At 71.5% G+C, this 15959-nt stretch carries 18 protein-coding genes and 1 tRNA gene; 10 read left to right on the forward strand and 9 right to left on the reverse strand.

Going from position 1 to position 15959, the window contains the following annotated elements:
• Positions 1–2 precede the first annotated feature (2 nt).
• From AC3DEV_RS12810 to AC3DEV_RS12830, 5 genes are all read left to right on the forward strand, one after another.
• Complete coding sequence (locus AC3DEV_RS12810) at positions 3–692, forward strand: rhomboid family intramembrane serine protease (protein WP_120286377.1); 690 nt, start codon at positions 3–5, stop codon at positions 690–692.
• Complete coding sequence (gene murI / locus AC3DEV_RS12815; RefSeq protein ID WP_472981181.1) at positions 689–1504, forward strand: glutamate racemase; 816 nt, start codon at positions 689–691, stop codon at positions 1502–1504. Before AC3DEV_RS12810 ends, murI begins: the two co-directional genes overlap by 4 nt.
• A 73-nt stretch (positions 1505–1577) precedes the next feature.
• Positions 1578–2357 carry an MBL fold metallo-hydrolase gene (locus AC3DEV_RS12820; protein WP_067719963.1) on the forward strand — a complete coding sequence of 260 codons (780 nt, stop codon included), beginning with the start codon at positions 1578–1580 and terminating at the stop codon, positions 2355–2357.
• A gap of 293 nt (positions 2358–2650) precedes the next feature.
• Complete coding sequence (gene rph / locus AC3DEV_RS12825) at positions 2651–3436, forward strand: ribonuclease PH (RefSeq protein ID WP_096905846.1); 786 nt, start codon at positions 2651–2653, stop codon at positions 3434–3436.
• Between the two features lie 2 nt (positions 3437–3438).
• On the forward strand, positions 3439–4092 hold the full coding sequence (locus AC3DEV_RS12830) for a non-canonical purine NTP pyrophosphatase (RefSeq protein ID WP_488372364.1): 654 nt from the start codon (positions 3439–3441) through the stop codon (positions 4090–4092).
• A 58-nt stretch (positions 4093–4150) separates the two neighbouring features.
• Here the strand turns inward: AC3DEV_RS12830 and AC3DEV_RS12835 are convergent, their stop codons facing one another.
• The 5 genes from AC3DEV_RS12835 to AC3DEV_RS12855 form a co-directional block, all read right to left on the reverse strand.
• Positions 4151–4672 (reverse strand): response regulator, encoded by a 522-nt coding sequence (locus tag AC3DEV_RS12835; RefSeq protein ID WP_067719896.1) that lies wholly within the window; start codon positions 4670–4672, stop codon positions 4151–4153.
• A complete protein-coding gene (locus AC3DEV_RS12840; protein WP_488372365.1) occupies positions 4669–6726 on the reverse strand; it encodes a sensor histidine kinase in 2058 nt (685 codons plus the stop codon). The genes AC3DEV_RS12835 and AC3DEV_RS12840 overlap by 4 nt, the downstream gene beginning before the upstream one ends.
• Positions 6723–8135 (reverse strand): SLC13 family permease, encoded by a 1413-nt coding sequence (locus AC3DEV_RS12845; RefSeq protein WP_488372366.1) that lies wholly within the window; start codon positions 8133–8135, stop codon positions 6723–6725. The genes AC3DEV_RS12840 and AC3DEV_RS12845 overlap by 4 nt, the downstream gene beginning before the upstream one ends.
• A 68-nt stretch (positions 8136–8203) precedes the next feature.
• The gene (locus AC3DEV_RS12850) at positions 8204–8578 is read right to left on the reverse strand and encodes a DUF3817 domain-containing protein (RefSeq protein ID WP_206474619.1); all 375 of its coding nucleotides are present in this window, start codon (positions 8576–8578) and stop codon (positions 8204–8206) included.
• Complete coding sequence (locus AC3DEV_RS12855) at positions 8575–9156, reverse strand: hypothetical protein (protein ID WP_488372367.1); 582 nt, start codon at positions 9154–9156, stop codon at positions 8575–8577. Before AC3DEV_RS12855 ends, AC3DEV_RS12850 begins: the two co-directional genes overlap by 4 nt.
• A 59-nt stretch (positions 9157–9215) precedes the next feature.
• Here AC3DEV_RS12855 and AC3DEV_RS12860 point away from each other — a divergent pair.
• From AC3DEV_RS12860 to AC3DEV_RS12870, 3 genes are all read left to right on the forward strand, one after another.
• A tRNA-Leu gene (locus AC3DEV_RS12860) sits at positions 9216–9297 on the forward strand.
• Between the two features lie 43 nt (positions 9298–9340).
• A complete protein-coding gene (locus AC3DEV_RS12865; RefSeq protein WP_206474623.1) occupies positions 9341–9886 on the forward strand; it encodes a CAP domain-containing protein in 546 nt (181 codons plus the stop codon).
• 31 nt (positions 9887–9917) lie between these two features.
• Entirely contained in the window at positions 9918–10442 is a 525-nt protein-coding gene (locus tag AC3DEV_RS12870) for a DUF421 domain-containing protein (protein WP_206474624.1), read from the forward strand.
• A 39-nt stretch (positions 10443–10481) separates the two neighbouring features.
• On the opposite strand, the gene AC3DEV_RS12875 is transcribed toward AC3DEV_RS12870, so the two are convergent.
• Both AC3DEV_RS12875 and AC3DEV_RS12880 read right to left on the reverse strand, forming a co-directional pair.
• Positions 10482–10988, reverse strand: a complete 507-nt coding sequence (locus tag AC3DEV_RS12875) for a gluconokinase (RefSeq protein ID WP_488372368.1) — start codon at positions 10986–10988, stop codon at positions 10482–10484.
• A gap of 14 nt (positions 10989–11002) precedes the next feature.
• Positions 11003–11878 carry a maleylpyruvate isomerase family mycothiol-dependent enzyme gene (locus tag AC3DEV_RS12880; RefSeq protein WP_488372369.1) on the reverse strand — a complete coding sequence of 292 codons (876 nt, stop codon included), beginning with the start codon at positions 11876–11878 and terminating at the stop codon, positions 11003–11005.
• A gap of 45 nt (positions 11879–11923) precedes the next feature.
• Here AC3DEV_RS12880 and AC3DEV_RS12885 point away from each other — a divergent pair, with 45 nt between their 5' ends.
• Positions 11924–13309, forward strand: a complete 1386-nt coding sequence (locus AC3DEV_RS12885) for a glucose-6-phosphate dehydrogenase (protein ID WP_488372370.1) — start codon at positions 11924–11926, stop codon at positions 13307–13309.
• Positions 13310–13363: 54 nt separating this feature from the next.
• Here the strand turns inward: AC3DEV_RS12885 and AC3DEV_RS12890 are convergent, their stop codons facing one another.
• Both AC3DEV_RS12890 and AC3DEV_RS12895 read right to left on the reverse strand, forming a co-directional pair.
• Positions 13364–13510, reverse strand: a complete 147-nt coding sequence (locus AC3DEV_RS12890; RefSeq protein ID WP_120286360.1) for a methionine/alanine import family NSS transporter small subunit — start codon at positions 13508–13510, stop codon at positions 13364–13366.
• Between the two features lie 3 nt (positions 13511–13513).
• Positions 13514–15148: a sodium-dependent transporter gene (locus tag AC3DEV_RS12895; RefSeq protein ID WP_067719869.1), complete on the reverse strand. Its 1635-nt coding sequence runs from the start codon at positions 15146–15148 to the stop codon at positions 13514–13516.
• 170 nt (positions 15149–15318) lie between these two features.
• Between AC3DEV_RS12895 and AC3DEV_RS12900 the strand changes: the two genes are divergently transcribed.
• Entirely contained in the window at positions 15319–15888 is a 570-nt protein-coding gene (locus AC3DEV_RS12900; RefSeq protein WP_069389772.1) for a hypothetical protein, read from the forward strand.
• The last annotated feature ends 71 nt before the right edge of the window (positions 15889–15959 follow it).

Genomic DNA, 15959 nt, shown 5'->3' on the forward strand with positions numbered 1-15959 from the left:
TCGTGAACCGAGACCCCCGTTCGCCGTGGCCGGGTACCGGCGCCGGCCCGACCCGCCCGGTAGACCCGGGGCCGCGGCGCTGGCCGGCCCTGGTCCTGCTGTGGTCGTTCGTCGCCCTGATGTGGGTGGTCGAGGCGGCGGACCAGGTGATCATCGCGGCGATCGGACCCCAGCAGACCCTCGACGGCTACGGGGTCCAGCCGCTGGCGACGGACGGGCTGCTCGGCATCGTGTTCCAGCCGTTGCTGCACGGGGACTGGGCGCACCTGATCGGCAACTCGATCGCCCTGCTCGTGCTGGGGTCGATCATCGCCCTGTCCGGGATCCGGCCGCTGGTCACCGTCACCCTCGTGTCGTGGCTGATCTCGGGAGTGGTGTCCTGGTTGCTCGGCGGCACCGGGACCGTCCACATCGGGGCCTCCGGGATCGTGTTCGGCTACATCTTCTACGTCATCGTCCGGGGCTTTTTCTCCCGGCGCATCCTGCACCTGGTGATCGGACTGGTCATCGGCTTCTACTACGGGCTCGAGGCGCTGGCGGGCCTGTCGCCGATGCTGGACGGGGTGTCCTGGCAGGGCCATCTCGGGGGCGCGATCGGCGGCGTGGCGTCGGCGTACGGCCTCAAGCGCGACCGGAAACCGCAGCAGCAGCTCGCCACCCAGCCGCGGTGGTCCGCCGGACCGCGGAGGTGACGCGCCCCGACCCGCAGGCTCCCATCGGGGTGTTCGACTCCGGCGCCGGCGGTCTGACGGTGGCCCGGGCGATCGTGGACCAGCTACCCGACGAGTCGGTGGTCTACGTCGGTGACACCGCCAACGGGCCGTACGGTCCGTTGCCGCTGGCCGAGGTCCGGGCGCACGCCCTCGCGGTGGCGGACCAACTCGTCGACCGCGGGGTCAAGGTGTTGGTGATCGCGTGCAACACGGCGTCGGCGGCGATGCTCCGCGACGCCCGCGAGCGCTACCCGGTACCGGTCGTGGAGGTCATCCAGCCGGCGGCCCGGCGCGCGGTGGCCACCACCCGCTCGGGCCGGATCGGGGTCATCGCCACCCGCGCGACAGTGGCGTCGCGGGCGTACGACGACGCGGTGGCCGCGGCCGCCGGGATCGAGCTGACGTCGGTGGCGTGTCCGAAGTTCGTCGAGTTCGTCGAGCGCGGCATCACCAGTGGCCGTCAGGTGCTCGGGTTGGCGGAGGGGTATCTCGCCCCGATCCGCGACGCCGACGTCGACACCCTGGTGCTGGGGTGCACCCATTACCCGTTGCTGTCCGGTGTGGTGCAGTTGGCGGCGGGGGACCACGTCACGCTGGTCTCGAGCGCGGAGGAGACCGCCAAGGACGTGCTGCGGGTACTCACCGCGCAGGACCTGTTGCGGCCACACGACGCGGCCGAGCCGGCGACTCACGAGTACCTCGTCACCGGTGATCCCGACGCCTTCCGCCGGGTGGCGTCACGGTTCCTCGGCCCCGGTCTGGTGACCGTCGGGCGGGCGGTGTCGGACTGATGGACGGTGACACGCATCGCGGGCACAGCCGCGAACACCACGACACGCGGTGCGGCGTGGCACGATGGTGCCCATGTTTCTGACTGTCCTCGGGTGCTCGGGAAGTATCGGTGGACCCACCTCGCCGGCGTCCGGGTATCTGGTGGAGGTCGACGGTCTCGCCCCCGTGGTGATCGACATGGGGCCCGGTGTCCTCGGCGCGCTGCAACGACACGTGGCCCCCGAGGACGCGACCGTCCTGCTGTCCCACCTCCACGCCGACCACTGCCTGGATGTCCCGAGTCTGTTGGTCCTGCGGCGCTTCGGCCCCGGTGCGAAGGGCGCGGGCCGCGTGCCGCTGGTCGGGCCGTCCGGGACGGCCTACCGGATCGGGGTGGCGTCGGCGGAGGAGCCGGGGACGGTCGACGACCTGTCGGACACGTTCGACGTGGCCACGTGGGACGTCGCGCCCGAGGTGGAGATGAGGGGCGACGACGACGAGGTGGCCCTGCGCGTGCGGGCCGACCGGGTGGAGCATCCTCCGGAGTCGTACGGAATGCGCCTGACCTCCCGTAGCGGCCGGGTCCTGGCGTACAGCGGGGACACCGCCTATTGCGACGCCCTGGTCGAGCTGGCGGTCGGCGCGGACGTCCTGCTCTGTGAGGCGTCCTGGACGCACGAGGAGGGACGCCCGCCGGGCATCCACATGTCGGGGGCGGAGGCGGGCCTGACCGCTCACCGCGCCGGCGTGGGTCGTCTCGTGCTGACCCACATCCCGCCGTGGGTGGACCGCGAGGCGGTGCGCGCGGAGGCGGCCGTCGAGTTCGGCGGGGAGATCCTGCTGGCGGAGCCGGATCTGCGGATCACCGTCTAGGTGGCGGGTCGGCACCACCCGACCCCTCCCGGCCCCGGCCCTTCCCGCTACGGCCCCTCCCGGCCGCTCCTGACTTGTGAGCCACTCCTGGCTTGTGCTGGGGGAATGTACGCATCCGCCGGGGTTGAGCTGCGCGAATGGACCAAAGAGAGCGCATAAGCCAGTCCGGCGGCGTCAGCGGCGGCGACAGCGTCGGCGTCTCGCCGGCGGCACCTCACCAGGAGGCGTCCGCCGGCCCCACCCACACCGCCTGCCCCTCCGGGGCCGGCGTCCGGCGGCTAGGATCGGCGGTCGTGACCTCATCGAACAGCAGCAGAGCAGACGGACGCGGCGACGCCGACCTGCGGGACGTGACCATCACGCGGGGGTTCACCTCGCACCCGGCGGGGTCGGTCCTCGTCACCTTCGGGCAGACCCGCGTCATGTGTACGGCAAGCGTCACCGAGGGCGTGCCGCGGTGGCGCAAGGGTTCGGGCCTGGGGTGGCTCACGGCGGAGTATGCGATGCTGCCGGCCGCGACCCACGAGCGCTCGGGCCGGGAGTCGGTCCGCGGCAAGGTGGGCGGTCGCACCCACGAGATCAGCCGTCTGGTGGGCCGCTCCCTGCGGGCCTGCATCGACCTGTCCGCGCTGGGGGAGAACACGATCGCCCTGGATTGCGATGTCCTGCAGGCCGACGGCGGGACACGGACCGCGGCGATCACCGGCGCGTACGTGGCCCTGGCGGACGCGATCACGTGGCTGCAGGCCAAGGGCGCGGTCACCGGCAACCCGCTCACCGGGGCGGTCGCCGCGGTGAGCGTCGGCGTCGTCGACGGCCGCGTCCTGTGCGACCTGCCCTATGAGGAGGATTCGCGGGCCGAGGTGGACATGAACGTGGTGTGCACCGACGGCGGCAAGCTCATCGAGGTCCAGGGGACCGCCGAGGGCGCGGCGTTCGGCCGCGACCTGCTGGACGCGATGCTCGACTCGGCGCAGGCCGGCTGCGAGCGACTGTTCGAGATGCAGCGCGAGGCCCTCGCGGCGCCCTACCCGGGCGAGTTGCCGTCGCCGCCGGCTGCACGGAACCGAGGGCGGTAGTCGTGACCGTTCGCCTGGTGGTCGCGAGCCGCAATGCCAAGAAGCTGGCCGAGCTGCGCCGGGTGCTGGAGTCGGCGGGGATCGTCGGCATCGAGCCGGTGGGACTGGACGAGGTGCCGGAGTACCCGGAGGAGCCCGAGGACGGCGCCACCTTCGCGGACAACGCGCTGATCAAGGCCCGATCCGGTGCGCAGGCGACCGGCCTGCCGTGCCTGGCGGACGACTCGGGACTGGCGGTGGACGCCCTCAACGGCATGCCCGGGGTCCTGTCGGCGCGCTGGGCCGGGCGGCACGGCGACGACGCCGCGAACAACGCGCTCCTGCTCGCGCAGCTGGCGGATGTGCCGGAGGAGCGCCGGGGAGCGGCGTTCGTCTCGGCGTGCGCGCTGGTCGGTCAGGGCGTCCCGCACGCTGCGGGCTCGCCTGCTGCTCAGGACGGGGTGGGCGAGATCGTGCAGGAGGGCCGCTGGCCGGGCCGCGTGTTGCGGCAGTCGCGTGGTGCAGGCGGGTTCGGGTACGATCCGCTGTTCATGCCCGAGGGGTCCGACCGCGCCGCCGCCGAGCTCAGCCCGGAGGAGAAGGACGCGGCCTCGCACCGTGGCCGGGCCCTGCGCGCCCTGGTGCCGGCGCTGCGGGTACTCGCCGAGCGGGCCTGACGGCGGCATCCGACCGGCGCACGCTGGCCGACGCGCGCCGGTCGGATGCCGGTGCCGACTAGAGCTCGCTGCGTCCGCGCACGGCCTCCAGTGCCCGCTCGGTCTCGAGCACGCGCAGGTGGGGGACCGGGTCGGCGCCCGACCACAGGACGTACTCGGTGAGCTGCCGACGTACGAGTGCTCGTAGGTCGTCGGGGTTCCACGGCTTGGCGACGTAATAGTCCAGCCCGCCTTCGTTGACCGCGCGGATGGTGTCGGCGTGGTCGGCCTGGCCGGTCACCAGCACGGTCCGCACGTGTGGGTGCCGGCCCGAGGCCATGAGCTCCACGAGGAAGTCGGTCCCGGAGCGTCCGGGCAGCCGGTGGTCGGCCAGGACCAACGCGAGCACGTCGCCGTCAGCCGCGACCTCGTCCAGCACGGCGTGGGCGTCGGGCACGTCCTCGGCGGGTTCTACGCGGGCGATGTCGGCGAACGGCGCGAGATCGGCCTCGAGTGCCTCGCGGACCTCGGGTTCGTCCTCGAGGACCAGGATCGTGAGTCGCGGGTCGGGGACGGCTCGGGCGGATCGGGCGTGCGTCACGTCAGGGGCTCCTCGCTGTGGTCGGCGGCGGGCAGGGTCACCCGGAATGCGGTGTGCCCCGGCCGGGAGTCGAGGTCGATCACGCCGTCGTGGTCGAGCACGATCCGGTGGCTGATCCCCAGCCCCAGGCCCAGCCCGAAGCGTATGCGTCCGGATTTGGTCGTGAAGCGGGGCTCGAAGATCTTGTCGCTGATCTCGTCCGGCACGCCGGGGCCGTTGTCCGTGACGGTGACGATCACCTCGCCGCCGTTCGAGGCCCCGGCACCGATCCGGACCCGGGGGTCGGGCGGGGCCTGCGGGCCGGTGAGGACGTCGGCGGCGTTGGTGAGCAGGTTGATCCACACCTGGGTCAGCTGGCCTGGGTGGGCGGTGACGTCCGGCAGGCCCTCGGCGATGTCGCGGACCACCTGGACCCCGGGCAGACGGTGGGCGGTGATGCGCAGCGCGTCGTCGATGGTCGTGGCGACGTCGGTGGGGACGTAGGCGGCGTCGAGCGGGCGCATGGACGAGCGCAGCGAGGACACGAGGTCGGCGATGTGATCCACCGCGAGGTCGAGGTTGCGGGCCGCCGAGCCGATCGCCGCCGCCGTGACGACGGCCTCGCGCGTACCGGGTGACGACGACGAGAGGGCCCGGAGCGTCTCGTCGTCGTCCAATCCGGCGGCCACCACCCTGCGGGTGGTCTCGGCGTCCGGCAGCACGGCACGGACCCGCCGGCGCGCGCTGCGCAGTTCGGCCGTGGGGCGCGCCTTCGCGGTCCGCGCGCGGCGGAGCGCCCTGGTCACCAGCTCGGCGTCCCCGCCGCGGGCGACGAGGGTCTCGAGGTCGGCCAGCAGGTGGTCGCGGGCGCCCTCGAGGGCGGCCAGCGGGTTGTTGAGCTCGTGGAACAGCCCGGCCGCCATCTGTCCGATCGCGGCGGCGGAGGCCTGGCTCATGAGCTCGACGCGGGCCTCGGACAGGGCGTCGAGGGCGTCGGCGAGCCGCTCGCGCTCCTCGTGCAGGCGCACCGCGAGTTCGGTCTCGGTGAGGCGCTGTGACTCGGCGTGGCGGAGCCGGTCGTCGAGTCCGTGGACGGCGGCCACGCCCAGTGCGGTCCCGACGCGGGGGCTGCGGGTCAGGGCGGTGACGAGTTGTTCCTCGGACAGGTGCACGAGCGCGCAGTCGGTGAGGGTCCGGGTGGTGTGCAGGGCGGTGCGGTCGCCGACGAGGCCCGGCAGCCCGATCAACGGGCCGCCACGGTAGGGGTTCTGGCCCTCGGGGAAGGGGCGGCCCGGGATGAGGACCTCGACCTCGCCGCGCAGCAGGATGTAGAGCCCACCGAGCCGGGCGTCGCGGCGGGACAGGACGACGCCGGGCGGAAGCTCGATCCGCGGGCGGGGGCCGAGGGACTCCTCGAGCGCGTCCACGAGTTCGGCGACGGCGGTCCGCCGCGAGCCCCGCAGCGACGGCAGCAGTTCGGCGGCCCGCGGGTGCACTCCGGGTATCCCGGTGGGGGCGCGGTGGCGCAGGGCGGCGTGCTCGGGCCCGCCCTCGGCGTCCCGGCGGCGCCCGGCGTCCAGCCTGGCCCACCAGGTGAGGATCCGCGGGCCCAGTTCGCCGGGCGCCCACGGCACCGCCACGACGCCGTCGAGCAGGCCCGCGTCGACCGCCCGCTCGATCCCGGTGACCGTGGCGCCGGAGGTGACCACGCGCAGTCGCGGCGGCGGATCCTCCGGCCCGGAGGCGGAGACGACCGCGCTGAGGATCGCGTCGGGATGGTGCTCGTCGCCGACCGCGACCACCACCTCCGGACCGGCGGCGGTGCCGCCGAGCGCGGCGACGAGCCGGGACGCGGCCGCGGGATCGTCGGCGCGGTGGACGATCACCTCGGCCGCATCCGCGCCGGCCGGGCTGGCCGTACCCGCGCTGGCCGCGCTGGCCGCGCTGGCCGCGCTGTCGATCTCGCGGGCGACGGCGGCGGCGACCGGGCCGTGGCCCACCACCAGAATCGGCCGGAGGGGCCGGCCCTCGTCACGGGTGATCGGGCGCGGCGGGGTCGTGTCGCGGGCGGTCATGTCAGGCCTGTCAGGGACCACCAGGCGGGCATGACGAACGCCACCAGCACCAACCCGACCACGCCGACGACGATGCCGATCGCGGCCATGTCCTTGGTACGGATCTCGCCGGTGGCGTAGGCGATCGCGTTGGGCGGGGTGGACACCGGCAGAGCCATACCGAGGCCGCAGACGACGGCCAGGGCCACGGCCAGGATCACCGAATCCGAGCCGACGGTCACCGCCAGGCCCGGCACCAGCGGGATGAGCAGATTGGCCGTGGCGGAGTTCGAGATGAGCGTGCCCAGGAGCAGAGCCAGGGTGAGCAATCCCAGTGTGACTGCCAGCCCCGGCAGGGTCGCCCAGTCGACCAGCCCGATCATCCACTCGTCGAGCCCCGTGGCGGCGACCCCGCTGCCCAACGCGATCCCGCCGGCGACCAACCACAGCACCGGCCACTGCAGGCGCCGCAGGTCCTCGCCGGTCATCACAGAGGTGGCCAGCAGCACGGTGACGGGCAGGAACGCCACCGTCGCCGCCGGGATACCGTGCGCGGCCTCGGTGAGCCACAGCACCACGGTGAGTCCGGCGACCACGTAGAACAGGACCGCCCGGGGACGCGTGTCGAGGTCCACTCGCACGTCGATGTCCACGGCCACGCCACGGTCGAGGTAGCGGACCGACAACACGGCCCATGCCACGACCAGCAGGACCATGACCAACGGTCCGGTCGCCAGCAGCCAGTCGACGAAGGTGATGCGGATGCCCTGGTCCGCGAGGGTGCCCACCGCGATCGCGTTGGGCGGCGAACTGACCGGGGTGAGCAGGCCACCCACCGTGGCGGCGACGGGGATGCTCAACGCCAGCCCCGCACGGGCGGCGGGGGACGGGGACACCGCCAGGACGGGGATGAGGACCGCGAGCATGGTGGCGGTGGTGGCGGTGTTGGACATGAACGCCGAGAGCACGGCGGTGATGAACATCAGTCCGAACACGGTGAGCCGGAGGTTGCCGCGGAACGGCCGCAGCATCACCGCGGTGAGGTTGCGGTCCAGTCGGTATTTGGCGGCGCCGTCAGCCAGGAGGAAGCCGCCCAGGAACAGGATGATGACGGGGTGGGCCAGGGTGGCGTAGATCGACTCCGCCGTGGGTGCCTCGAACGCGGTGTCACCGAAGCCGACCAGAGCCTCGTCGGAGATGAGCAGGACCTGCAGGAAGATCACCAGGACCGCCGTGGCGACCAGGGGGATCGCCTCGGTGACCCACAGGATGACCGCCACGGAGAACACCGCCAGCATGCGCTGGGCGGGCGGGTCGAGGCCCGGGAGATCGGCGAACAACACCGCGACCGGGACCAGGACGGCGAGCGCCAGGCCGACGCGCTGCACCGTAGTCCCGGGCACGCGCCTGGCCGCGGCGATCACAGGCATGTCAGACCAGCACCGTCATCTGAGGTCACGGTCACGGCTGGTCGGCATCGCGTCAGATCACGGGCGGATCAGACCGCGTACTCGGCGTGGACGTCGCGGGTCCGCTTGTTCTCGAACCAGAACGACAGGAACGGGATCGTCCCCGCCAGCGCGGTGAGCAGGGTGCGCGACGCGGGCCAACGGGCCTTGATCGCCAGGTCGAGCGTCATGAACAGGTACAGGATGTAGAACACGCCGTGCGCCTGCCCGATGTAGGTGAACCAGTCCGGGGCGTCCGACGAGTTCTCCAGGATCAGGTACTTGTAGATCATCTCCACCGTGAGCACCAGGAGCCAGACACCGGTGATCCAGGCCAGCACGCGGTAGCGCTTGAGCGCCCCGGCGATCTTGCCGCCGGGATCCGGCTTGCGGTTGTCGGTCTGCTGGGTGGCTGCGGCGGTCATGAAGCAGGCTTCTCCTGGTGAGTGCCGTCGACCCGGTCTTTCCGGGCGAGTTCGGCGAGATAAGAGTTGTAGGCGTCCAGGCCCTCGTCCCGGACCGCCTCGTCCCGGGCGGGTCGACGCGTCGGCAGCAGGTCCGAGGGGATCTCCGTCATGACGGGGCCGCGGCGCCGGCCGGTTCGGTTCTTCCCGGTGGTCGCAGTGACCCCTGAGGGCCGGCCGACCTCGTCGTCGTCGCCGTCTTCGTCGTCTTCCGCGTCGTCCCCCGCGCGGTGACCCCCGTCGACGCCGTCCGCGGCGGCGATCCGGTCACCCTCGTCGGCCTCCATGCGCACGTACTTCAGGTACGCGTAGACGAGGAACCCGGCGAGGAACGGCCACATGAACGTGTACCCGAGGTTCTGCGCGGTCCCGGTGGCCTCCTGGTAGCGGGCGAGCTGCCACAGCCCCATGCCCATGCAGAAGATCGCCCCCAGGACGACGAACGCGATCCACGCCGGGCGGTGCTTGACCCTGGTCCGCGCCGGGTCGCCGGAAGCCGTGGCACTTCCGGTCGCGTGGGAGCCAAGGGTGTCGGACACGCCTCCACGGTACCGCTGACCACACGGTAAACTCATCTCGCCCGGTACCCCCGGGTGACGCGCCCGTGGCGGAATTGGCAGACGCGCTGGATTTAGGTTCCAGTGTCTACGGACGTGGGAGTTCAAGTCTCCCCGGGCGCACTGGTCTTTCCACTCGGATCGGGTGATCAGGATGAGGAACCGGATGGCCGCGAGAGCAGCGGCCGCGTCGCTGATCCTGGCGGTCTCGATGGCGGTGGCCGGCTGCGCGCAGGTGGATGTCGCGGTGGACCGGGGCCTCTCGTCGAAGGCCCCCGGGGATCAGGCTGCGGTCGAGCCCCCGGCGGAGCCGTCCCCGGTGGAAGCGGAGACGAACGTACAGCGGAGCGAGAACGGCCTTCCGCCCCTGGACGCCAGCGAGAGGCTCCGCGACAGCGCCTGTGCGAAAGCGGACGACATGATCGCGAGGGACTACTGGGGGCACACCGCGCCTGACGGCAGCGGCGGCCCGTCCACGTTCTTCCGGGAGGCCGGTGTCGACTACTCCAGAGCTGCCGAGAATCTGTTCTATTCGTCCACGGGCGGTCCGGATCCGGTCGCCAACTGGATGCAGAGCCCGGGCCACAGGGAGAACATCCTCGACCCGGACCTCACCCGCGTGGGTGTCTGCCTGCGGACGGCCGCGTACCAGGGTCTCCCGGAGGCTCATCTCTACGTCCAGCACTTCGCCACCCCGATGTCGGAGAGGTAGAAGGAACCGTCGTGGTCGGTACGGTTCGGGCATGTGGTTCGACAACTGGTCCGACATCCTCCGGATACTCCTCGTGGGCACCGCGGCGTACATCTTCCTCGTGGTGGCGATCCGGGCGTTCGGCAAGCGCACCCTCGCGCAACTCAACGCCTTCGACTTCATCGTCACCGTCGCGCTGGGTTCGACGCTGGCGACCATCATCCTCAGCTCCGACGTGTCGTGGGCCGAGGGCGCGGTCGCACTGGCGCTGCTCGTCCTGCTGCAGTACGTCGTCTCCCAGCTGAGGCGACTGCCGGGCGGGCGTAAGGCCCTGACCGCACAGCCGACTCTGCTCGTCCGCGACGGGGTCATCCTCGACGACCAGCTGGCGCGGCACCGGCTCACGCACGCCGACATCCGCCAGACCCTCCGCTCCTCGGGAATCGGGGACCTCGGCGAGGCCGTCGCCGTCATCCTGGAGAGCGACGGGAGCAGGAGCGTCATCACCGGTTCGCAGCTGGGCAACGGCTCCGTTCTCGACGACGTCCCGGGGTGGCCGCGACGCGACGCGGACTGACCCGTTGGCGGGGTGCGTCAGAGGGCGGCGAGAACAGGGTCAGAGAGCGGCGAGGACCTCGTCCGCGATCTCGGACACCGGCAGCGTGATCGGGCAGACGATCCCGGTCTCGTCGGCCTCGAGCGGCTCCACGGTGCTCAGCTGGGACTCGAGGATTCGCTGGGACGCGAAGTGCCCCCGGCGGGCGGCGAGTCGGGCCGCGATGAGCTCGGGGTCGGTGCCGAGTTCGACGAAGAACACCGGGCGCTCCACCTGCCGCAGGATGTCGCGATAGGCACGTCGCAGCGCCGAACACGCGACGACGAGCCCCGTGCCGCTGCCCATCGTCCGATCGCGTTCCCGCATGCCGCCCCGGACCGCGGCCAACCACGGCCGGCGATCATCGTCGGTCAGGGGCTCACCGGCGCTCAGCTTCCGGCGGTTGGCGGTCGGATGCACGTCATCGGCGTCGAGGAACGGCGCACCGAGGCGTTCGGCGATCACACGGGCGACCGTCGACTTCCCGGCGCCCGAGACGCCCATGACGACGATGTGAGGTCCGGACACGGGCGACGACGGCGTCAGATGGTGAAGGCCAGCGACCCGAGGATCGTCCGGCCCAGGTCCTCGTCGCCACTGATCTCCACGCCGCTGCCCGGCTCGGCGACGATCCGGCCGGTCGCCGCGCGGACGAAGGTCGGGGTGTCGAAGACCAGTTCCACGGTGGGCTGCGCGGTGTCGTCGACGTCGGCGAGGGCTGCGCGTCCGTCCACGACGACATCGGTGGCCAGCGGCAGATCGGTGCCCGCCTCACCCGTGACGCGGAACCGGACCCGGGAGCCGTCCGGCGCGGCGGCCTTCTTGCCGACGATGCGGGGCAGGGCAGTCACGATCTCCCCGACCGCGAACCGGCCGATGTCGCCGCCGAGGTGATGCTGCATCCCGATGGCCTGCCGGATGTCGTCCTCGTGGATCCAGCAGTCGAAGACCCGCACGCCCATGAAGCGGCGGAACGGAACGCGGCCGACGGGGGAGTCGGTCTCGGCCTCGAGGTCTGCAGCGCTCATCTCGGAGAGCTGCTCCGTGCGCTCGGCGACGACGTCGCGGAAGTCCTCGAACGCGTCCTCGACAGCCAGCGGGCGCGCCTCCTGTACGAACTTCTCGTTGAGCTCCGCGATCGGGTTGAGCACGTACTCGCGGGCGGAGGCGGGCACCTCGATGTCCGGGACCGTCTCACCGGCGAGCATGTGCTCGGTGCCCGCCACGTGTGCCACGACATCTCGGACGGTCCACCCCGGCAGAGGGGTCGGTGCGATCCAGTCGTCTCTCTTGAGCCCGGCGAGCAGTTCGTCGAGGCGCTTCCACTGCTGGATGAGGTGACGGATCTCCTCGGGGGCCTGCCCGGCAGGCTCGGCGGCGGGGGCGTCGGTCGTGACATCGGGGCTGTTGGTGTCCATGGTCACACGCTACTGCGGCGCCGCCCCGCGGGTAGCGTCTGCGGCATGTCGCCGACCACGACCGACCGTCCCACCCTCGCGATCCTGGGAGCCGGTGGCGACCTCACCGAGCGATTCCTGCTCCCCGGGTTGGGGACCCTGCTCGCCACGGATCCCGACCGTGACGTCACCGTCATCGGCTCCGGGCGTTCCGGGATGGACGACGGTGACTGGCGCGACCTCGTCCGCGGTGCGTTGCGCGCCGGAGACCGCTCCCCGGAGCAGGTCGACGGGATCGTGGACTCGACCCGGTTCGTCGAACTGGACGTGACGGACGCCGAGGCCTTCTCCGACTTCATCGACGGGCTGGACGGACCGGTGGTGCTGTACTTCGCCCTCCCACCGGCCGTCACGGCCGCAGCGTGTGAGGGCCTGCGCGGGCGCCCACTGCGCGACGACGTGCGGTTCGCGCTGGAGAAGCCGTTCGGCGACGACCTCGCCTCGGCGCGCAGGGTGAACGCACTGCTCACCGACCTCGTGCCCGAGGACCGCGTGTACCGGGTCGACCACTTCCTCGGGGAGGCGACCGTGCTCAACATCCTCGGCATGCGGTTCGCCAATCGCATCATGGAGCCGGTGTGGACCGCGGAACACGTGGAGCGCATCGACGTGGTCGCGGACGAGACGCTCGCCCTCGAGGGCCGCGCCGGGTACTACGACTCCGCGGGCGCGCTCGTCGACATGCTCCAGTCCCACCTGCTGCTGGTGATGGCGCTGGCGACGATGGATGCACCCGCGCGCCTCGACGCCACCGAACTCCACGACCTCATCGTCACCACGCTGCGTGCGACGCGCGTGTGGGATGGCGATCCGCTCGTCTCCTCGCGCCGGGGCCGCTACACCGCCGGGCGGGCGGGTGGCAGGGACGTGGTGTCCTACGCGGATGAGGACGGCGTCGACCCGGCTCGGGGGACCGAGACGTTCGCCGAGGTCGTCCTGGAGATACGGAACCAGCGGTGGGCCGGGGTGCCGGTGTTCCTGCGGTCGGGCAAGGCGCTGGGCGAGGATTCGATGCGGGTGACGGTGGCGTTCCGGCCGCCGCGCCACGTGCCCGGGGCGTTCTCGGGGGGTGTTCCGCCGACCCGGCTGACGATCGGGATCGCGCGCGACCGGGTGTCCCTCGAGCTGGCGACGAACGCGGCCGACGACCGGTTCACGCTCGAGAGCACCCGCCTGTCCGCTGACCTGGGGGACAGCGAGCTGCTGCCGTACGGGGAGGTCCTCGGACGCATCCTCGACGGCGACCGACTGCTGACGGTCCGCGGTGACGTGGCCGAGGAGTGCTGGCGGATCCTCACTCCGGTGATCGAGGCGTGGGAGGCCGGCGGGGTCCCGCTCGAGGAGTACGAGGCGGGTTCCGACGGCCCGGCGGTGGGCGACCGCCGGGAATGACCCGGCCCCGGGTCCGTGGGCGGAACCGGGGCCGGGAGCTGCGGTTGGGCGGGGTCAGCCCCTGCCGCGTTCCGCCGCTTCTCGGACGGCACCCTCGTCGACCCCGTCGGGGTGGCTCGCGTAGTGGACGATGCTGGCGACGAGTCCGCCCCAGATCACGAGCAGGAACAGGACCATCATGATGATCGCGGGAGCATCCATTGCTCAGGCCTCCTTGGTCTTGCGGGGGGACGCCGTCGCACCGGACGGGCGGTCGGCGGCGGGAGGGGTGAGGCCCTCCTCGTAGGCGAAGTCGCTCGGATCGTCGTCGACCGTCGGGGGGCCGTCGAGCTGACGGGACCCGCGCCACGGCAGGAGGGACAGGACCACCGACAGCACGAGGATCGTGGCGATCATGCCCCAACCCCAGACGCCGAGGACGGATGCCTCGTACCCCTCGTACGGTTCGGAGATCAGGGTCATGATCTCGCGGATGAGGGAGTAGCCGAGCACGAGCGGCGTGATGACGGCCAGGCACACGATCCAGAACGTGCCCACCCTCCACGAGGACACCGAGTTGAGGTGATCGCGCAACTGCGGGGCGAGGCGCATGCCGAAGATCACCACGACCAACGCGATGAGCGAGATGCCGACGATGCCCAGACTGTTGACGAACTTGTCGAGGATGTCGAGATTCTGCAGGCCGGTCTCTGTGGGCATGAGAAGCAGGGAGATGGCGGCCATCGGGACACCCACCGCCAGCGTGGCCGCGGTGCGCGAGGACCCGATCTTGTCCTGGAAGGACGAGATGACCACCTCGGTGATGGAGATCAGGGACGTGAGGCCCGCCAGGATGAGGCAGACGAAGAACACGACGCCCCAGATCGGCCCGCCCGGCATCTGCGAGATGAGGGCGGGGAAGGCGATGAACGCCAGGCCCGGGCCGCCCCCGACATCGTCCCAGCCGGCTCCCGCCGACGTGGTCACCAGGAAGCCGAGGGTGGCGAAGACGCCGATGCCCGCGAGGACCTCGAACGCCGAGTTGGAGAAGCCCACGACCAGACCGGAGCTGGTGAGGTTGGTCTTGCGCTTGAGGTAGGACGAGTAGGTCAGCATGATGCCGAAGCCGACCGACAGGGAGAAGAAGATCTGACCGTAGGCGGCGATCCACACGGACGGCTCCGTGAGGACGCCCCAGTCGGGCGTGAAGAAGTTGTTGAGACCCTCGAGCGCGCCGTCGAGGAAGAGGGAGCGGACCACCAGGGCCGCGAACAGAGCGACCAGGAGCGGGACGAAGAACATCGCGGTTCGTCCGATGCCCTTCTGCACGCCGGCGAGGAGGACGCCGAGGGTGACGATCCAGACCACCGCGAGGACGATGGCGATGCCCGGCACGAAATCGATGCCGAACCCACTGCCCGCGCGGAGGAAGTCCTCGGCGAAGAAGGTCGCGGACTCCTCGTAGGTCGAGCCCCACCGCTCATCGACGGAGAACCAGGCGTAGCTGGCGGCCCAGGCGATGATGACCGCGTAGTAGACCGCGATGACGAAGGAGACCAGGACCTGGATCCACCCGATGGGTTCGGCGAACCGGTTCATCCGCCGGAAGCTCAACGGGGCGGATCCGCGGAAGCGGTGACCGATGGCGTAGTCGAAGAACAACAGGGGGAGACCCGCGGTGAGAAGTGCCACCAGGTAGGGCAGCAGGAAGGCGCCGCCACCGTTGTCGTAGGCGACGAACGGGAAGCGCCAGATGTTGCCCAGGCCGACGGCGGAGCCGATGGCGGCGAAGACGAAGACGGAGCGACGGGAGAACGTCTCCCGGGGCTTCACCCCGCTTCGGGTGGTTGGTCGTGTCATGGGACGACTCCTTGTCGACGGGCGGGCCCGCGGGCCCGCGCGGTCCTGTCATGGGACGGTGCGTGCGTCCCCGGCGTGTACCAACTTCTAGCCCGGCCGTTGCGTGTTGGTGACCGGATCGACGCAATCGCTGCATCGAGATGTGTGACTCGTGGGAATACGGTAAGCCCATGAGGACCGATATCGGCACACGAAGCGCGGAAAATCGCACGTCTGCATTCCGCGCGGTGGCGTCGGCGGTCGTCGCCGGTGTCCTCGCGGTGGGGGCGGTGAATCCGGCGATCGCCTCCGCTCCGAGCCCGACAGGCCCGGCCGGCTCACCGGCCCCCGTTGCGGCGCAGGATCCCGTGGTGGCGCCGGTCCCGGTGCCGGCCGACCTCGTGGAGGAGACGGGGTCGTGGTTCGCGCACGGATACACCCTGGATCTTCGCGCGGACGGGACGGGAACCTTCGCGGTGTGGGTCGGGGCCTTCGACGGGACCCGGATCGACGTGAGCCTCATCCCCGCTCCGGGGCCCGCCACCGTCGCAGAGGTGGTGGGTGTCGAGACGGTCGGCGCCGGCGCCCTGGGGCCGGACGGGACACCGGGCATCGGGGGACTGGTGACCATCGCCTTCGGCGCTCCGGTGCGGACGGCGCATGTCGAGTGGACGTCGGGGCCGCGACGCCTCTCCGCCGATCTGTGTCCCACGGAAGGCCTCGACGCGGTCGCCATGGCGATCCTGCGCTGCGGCGCCTGACGCAAGCGGTCGCTGTCCGCGACACGCCGTGGGGGGCGTCCGCGACACGCCGTGGGGGGTCGAGGAACGCC

The sequence above is a fragment of the Dietzia sp. IBK-p2-15D genome (assembly GCF_057773105.1).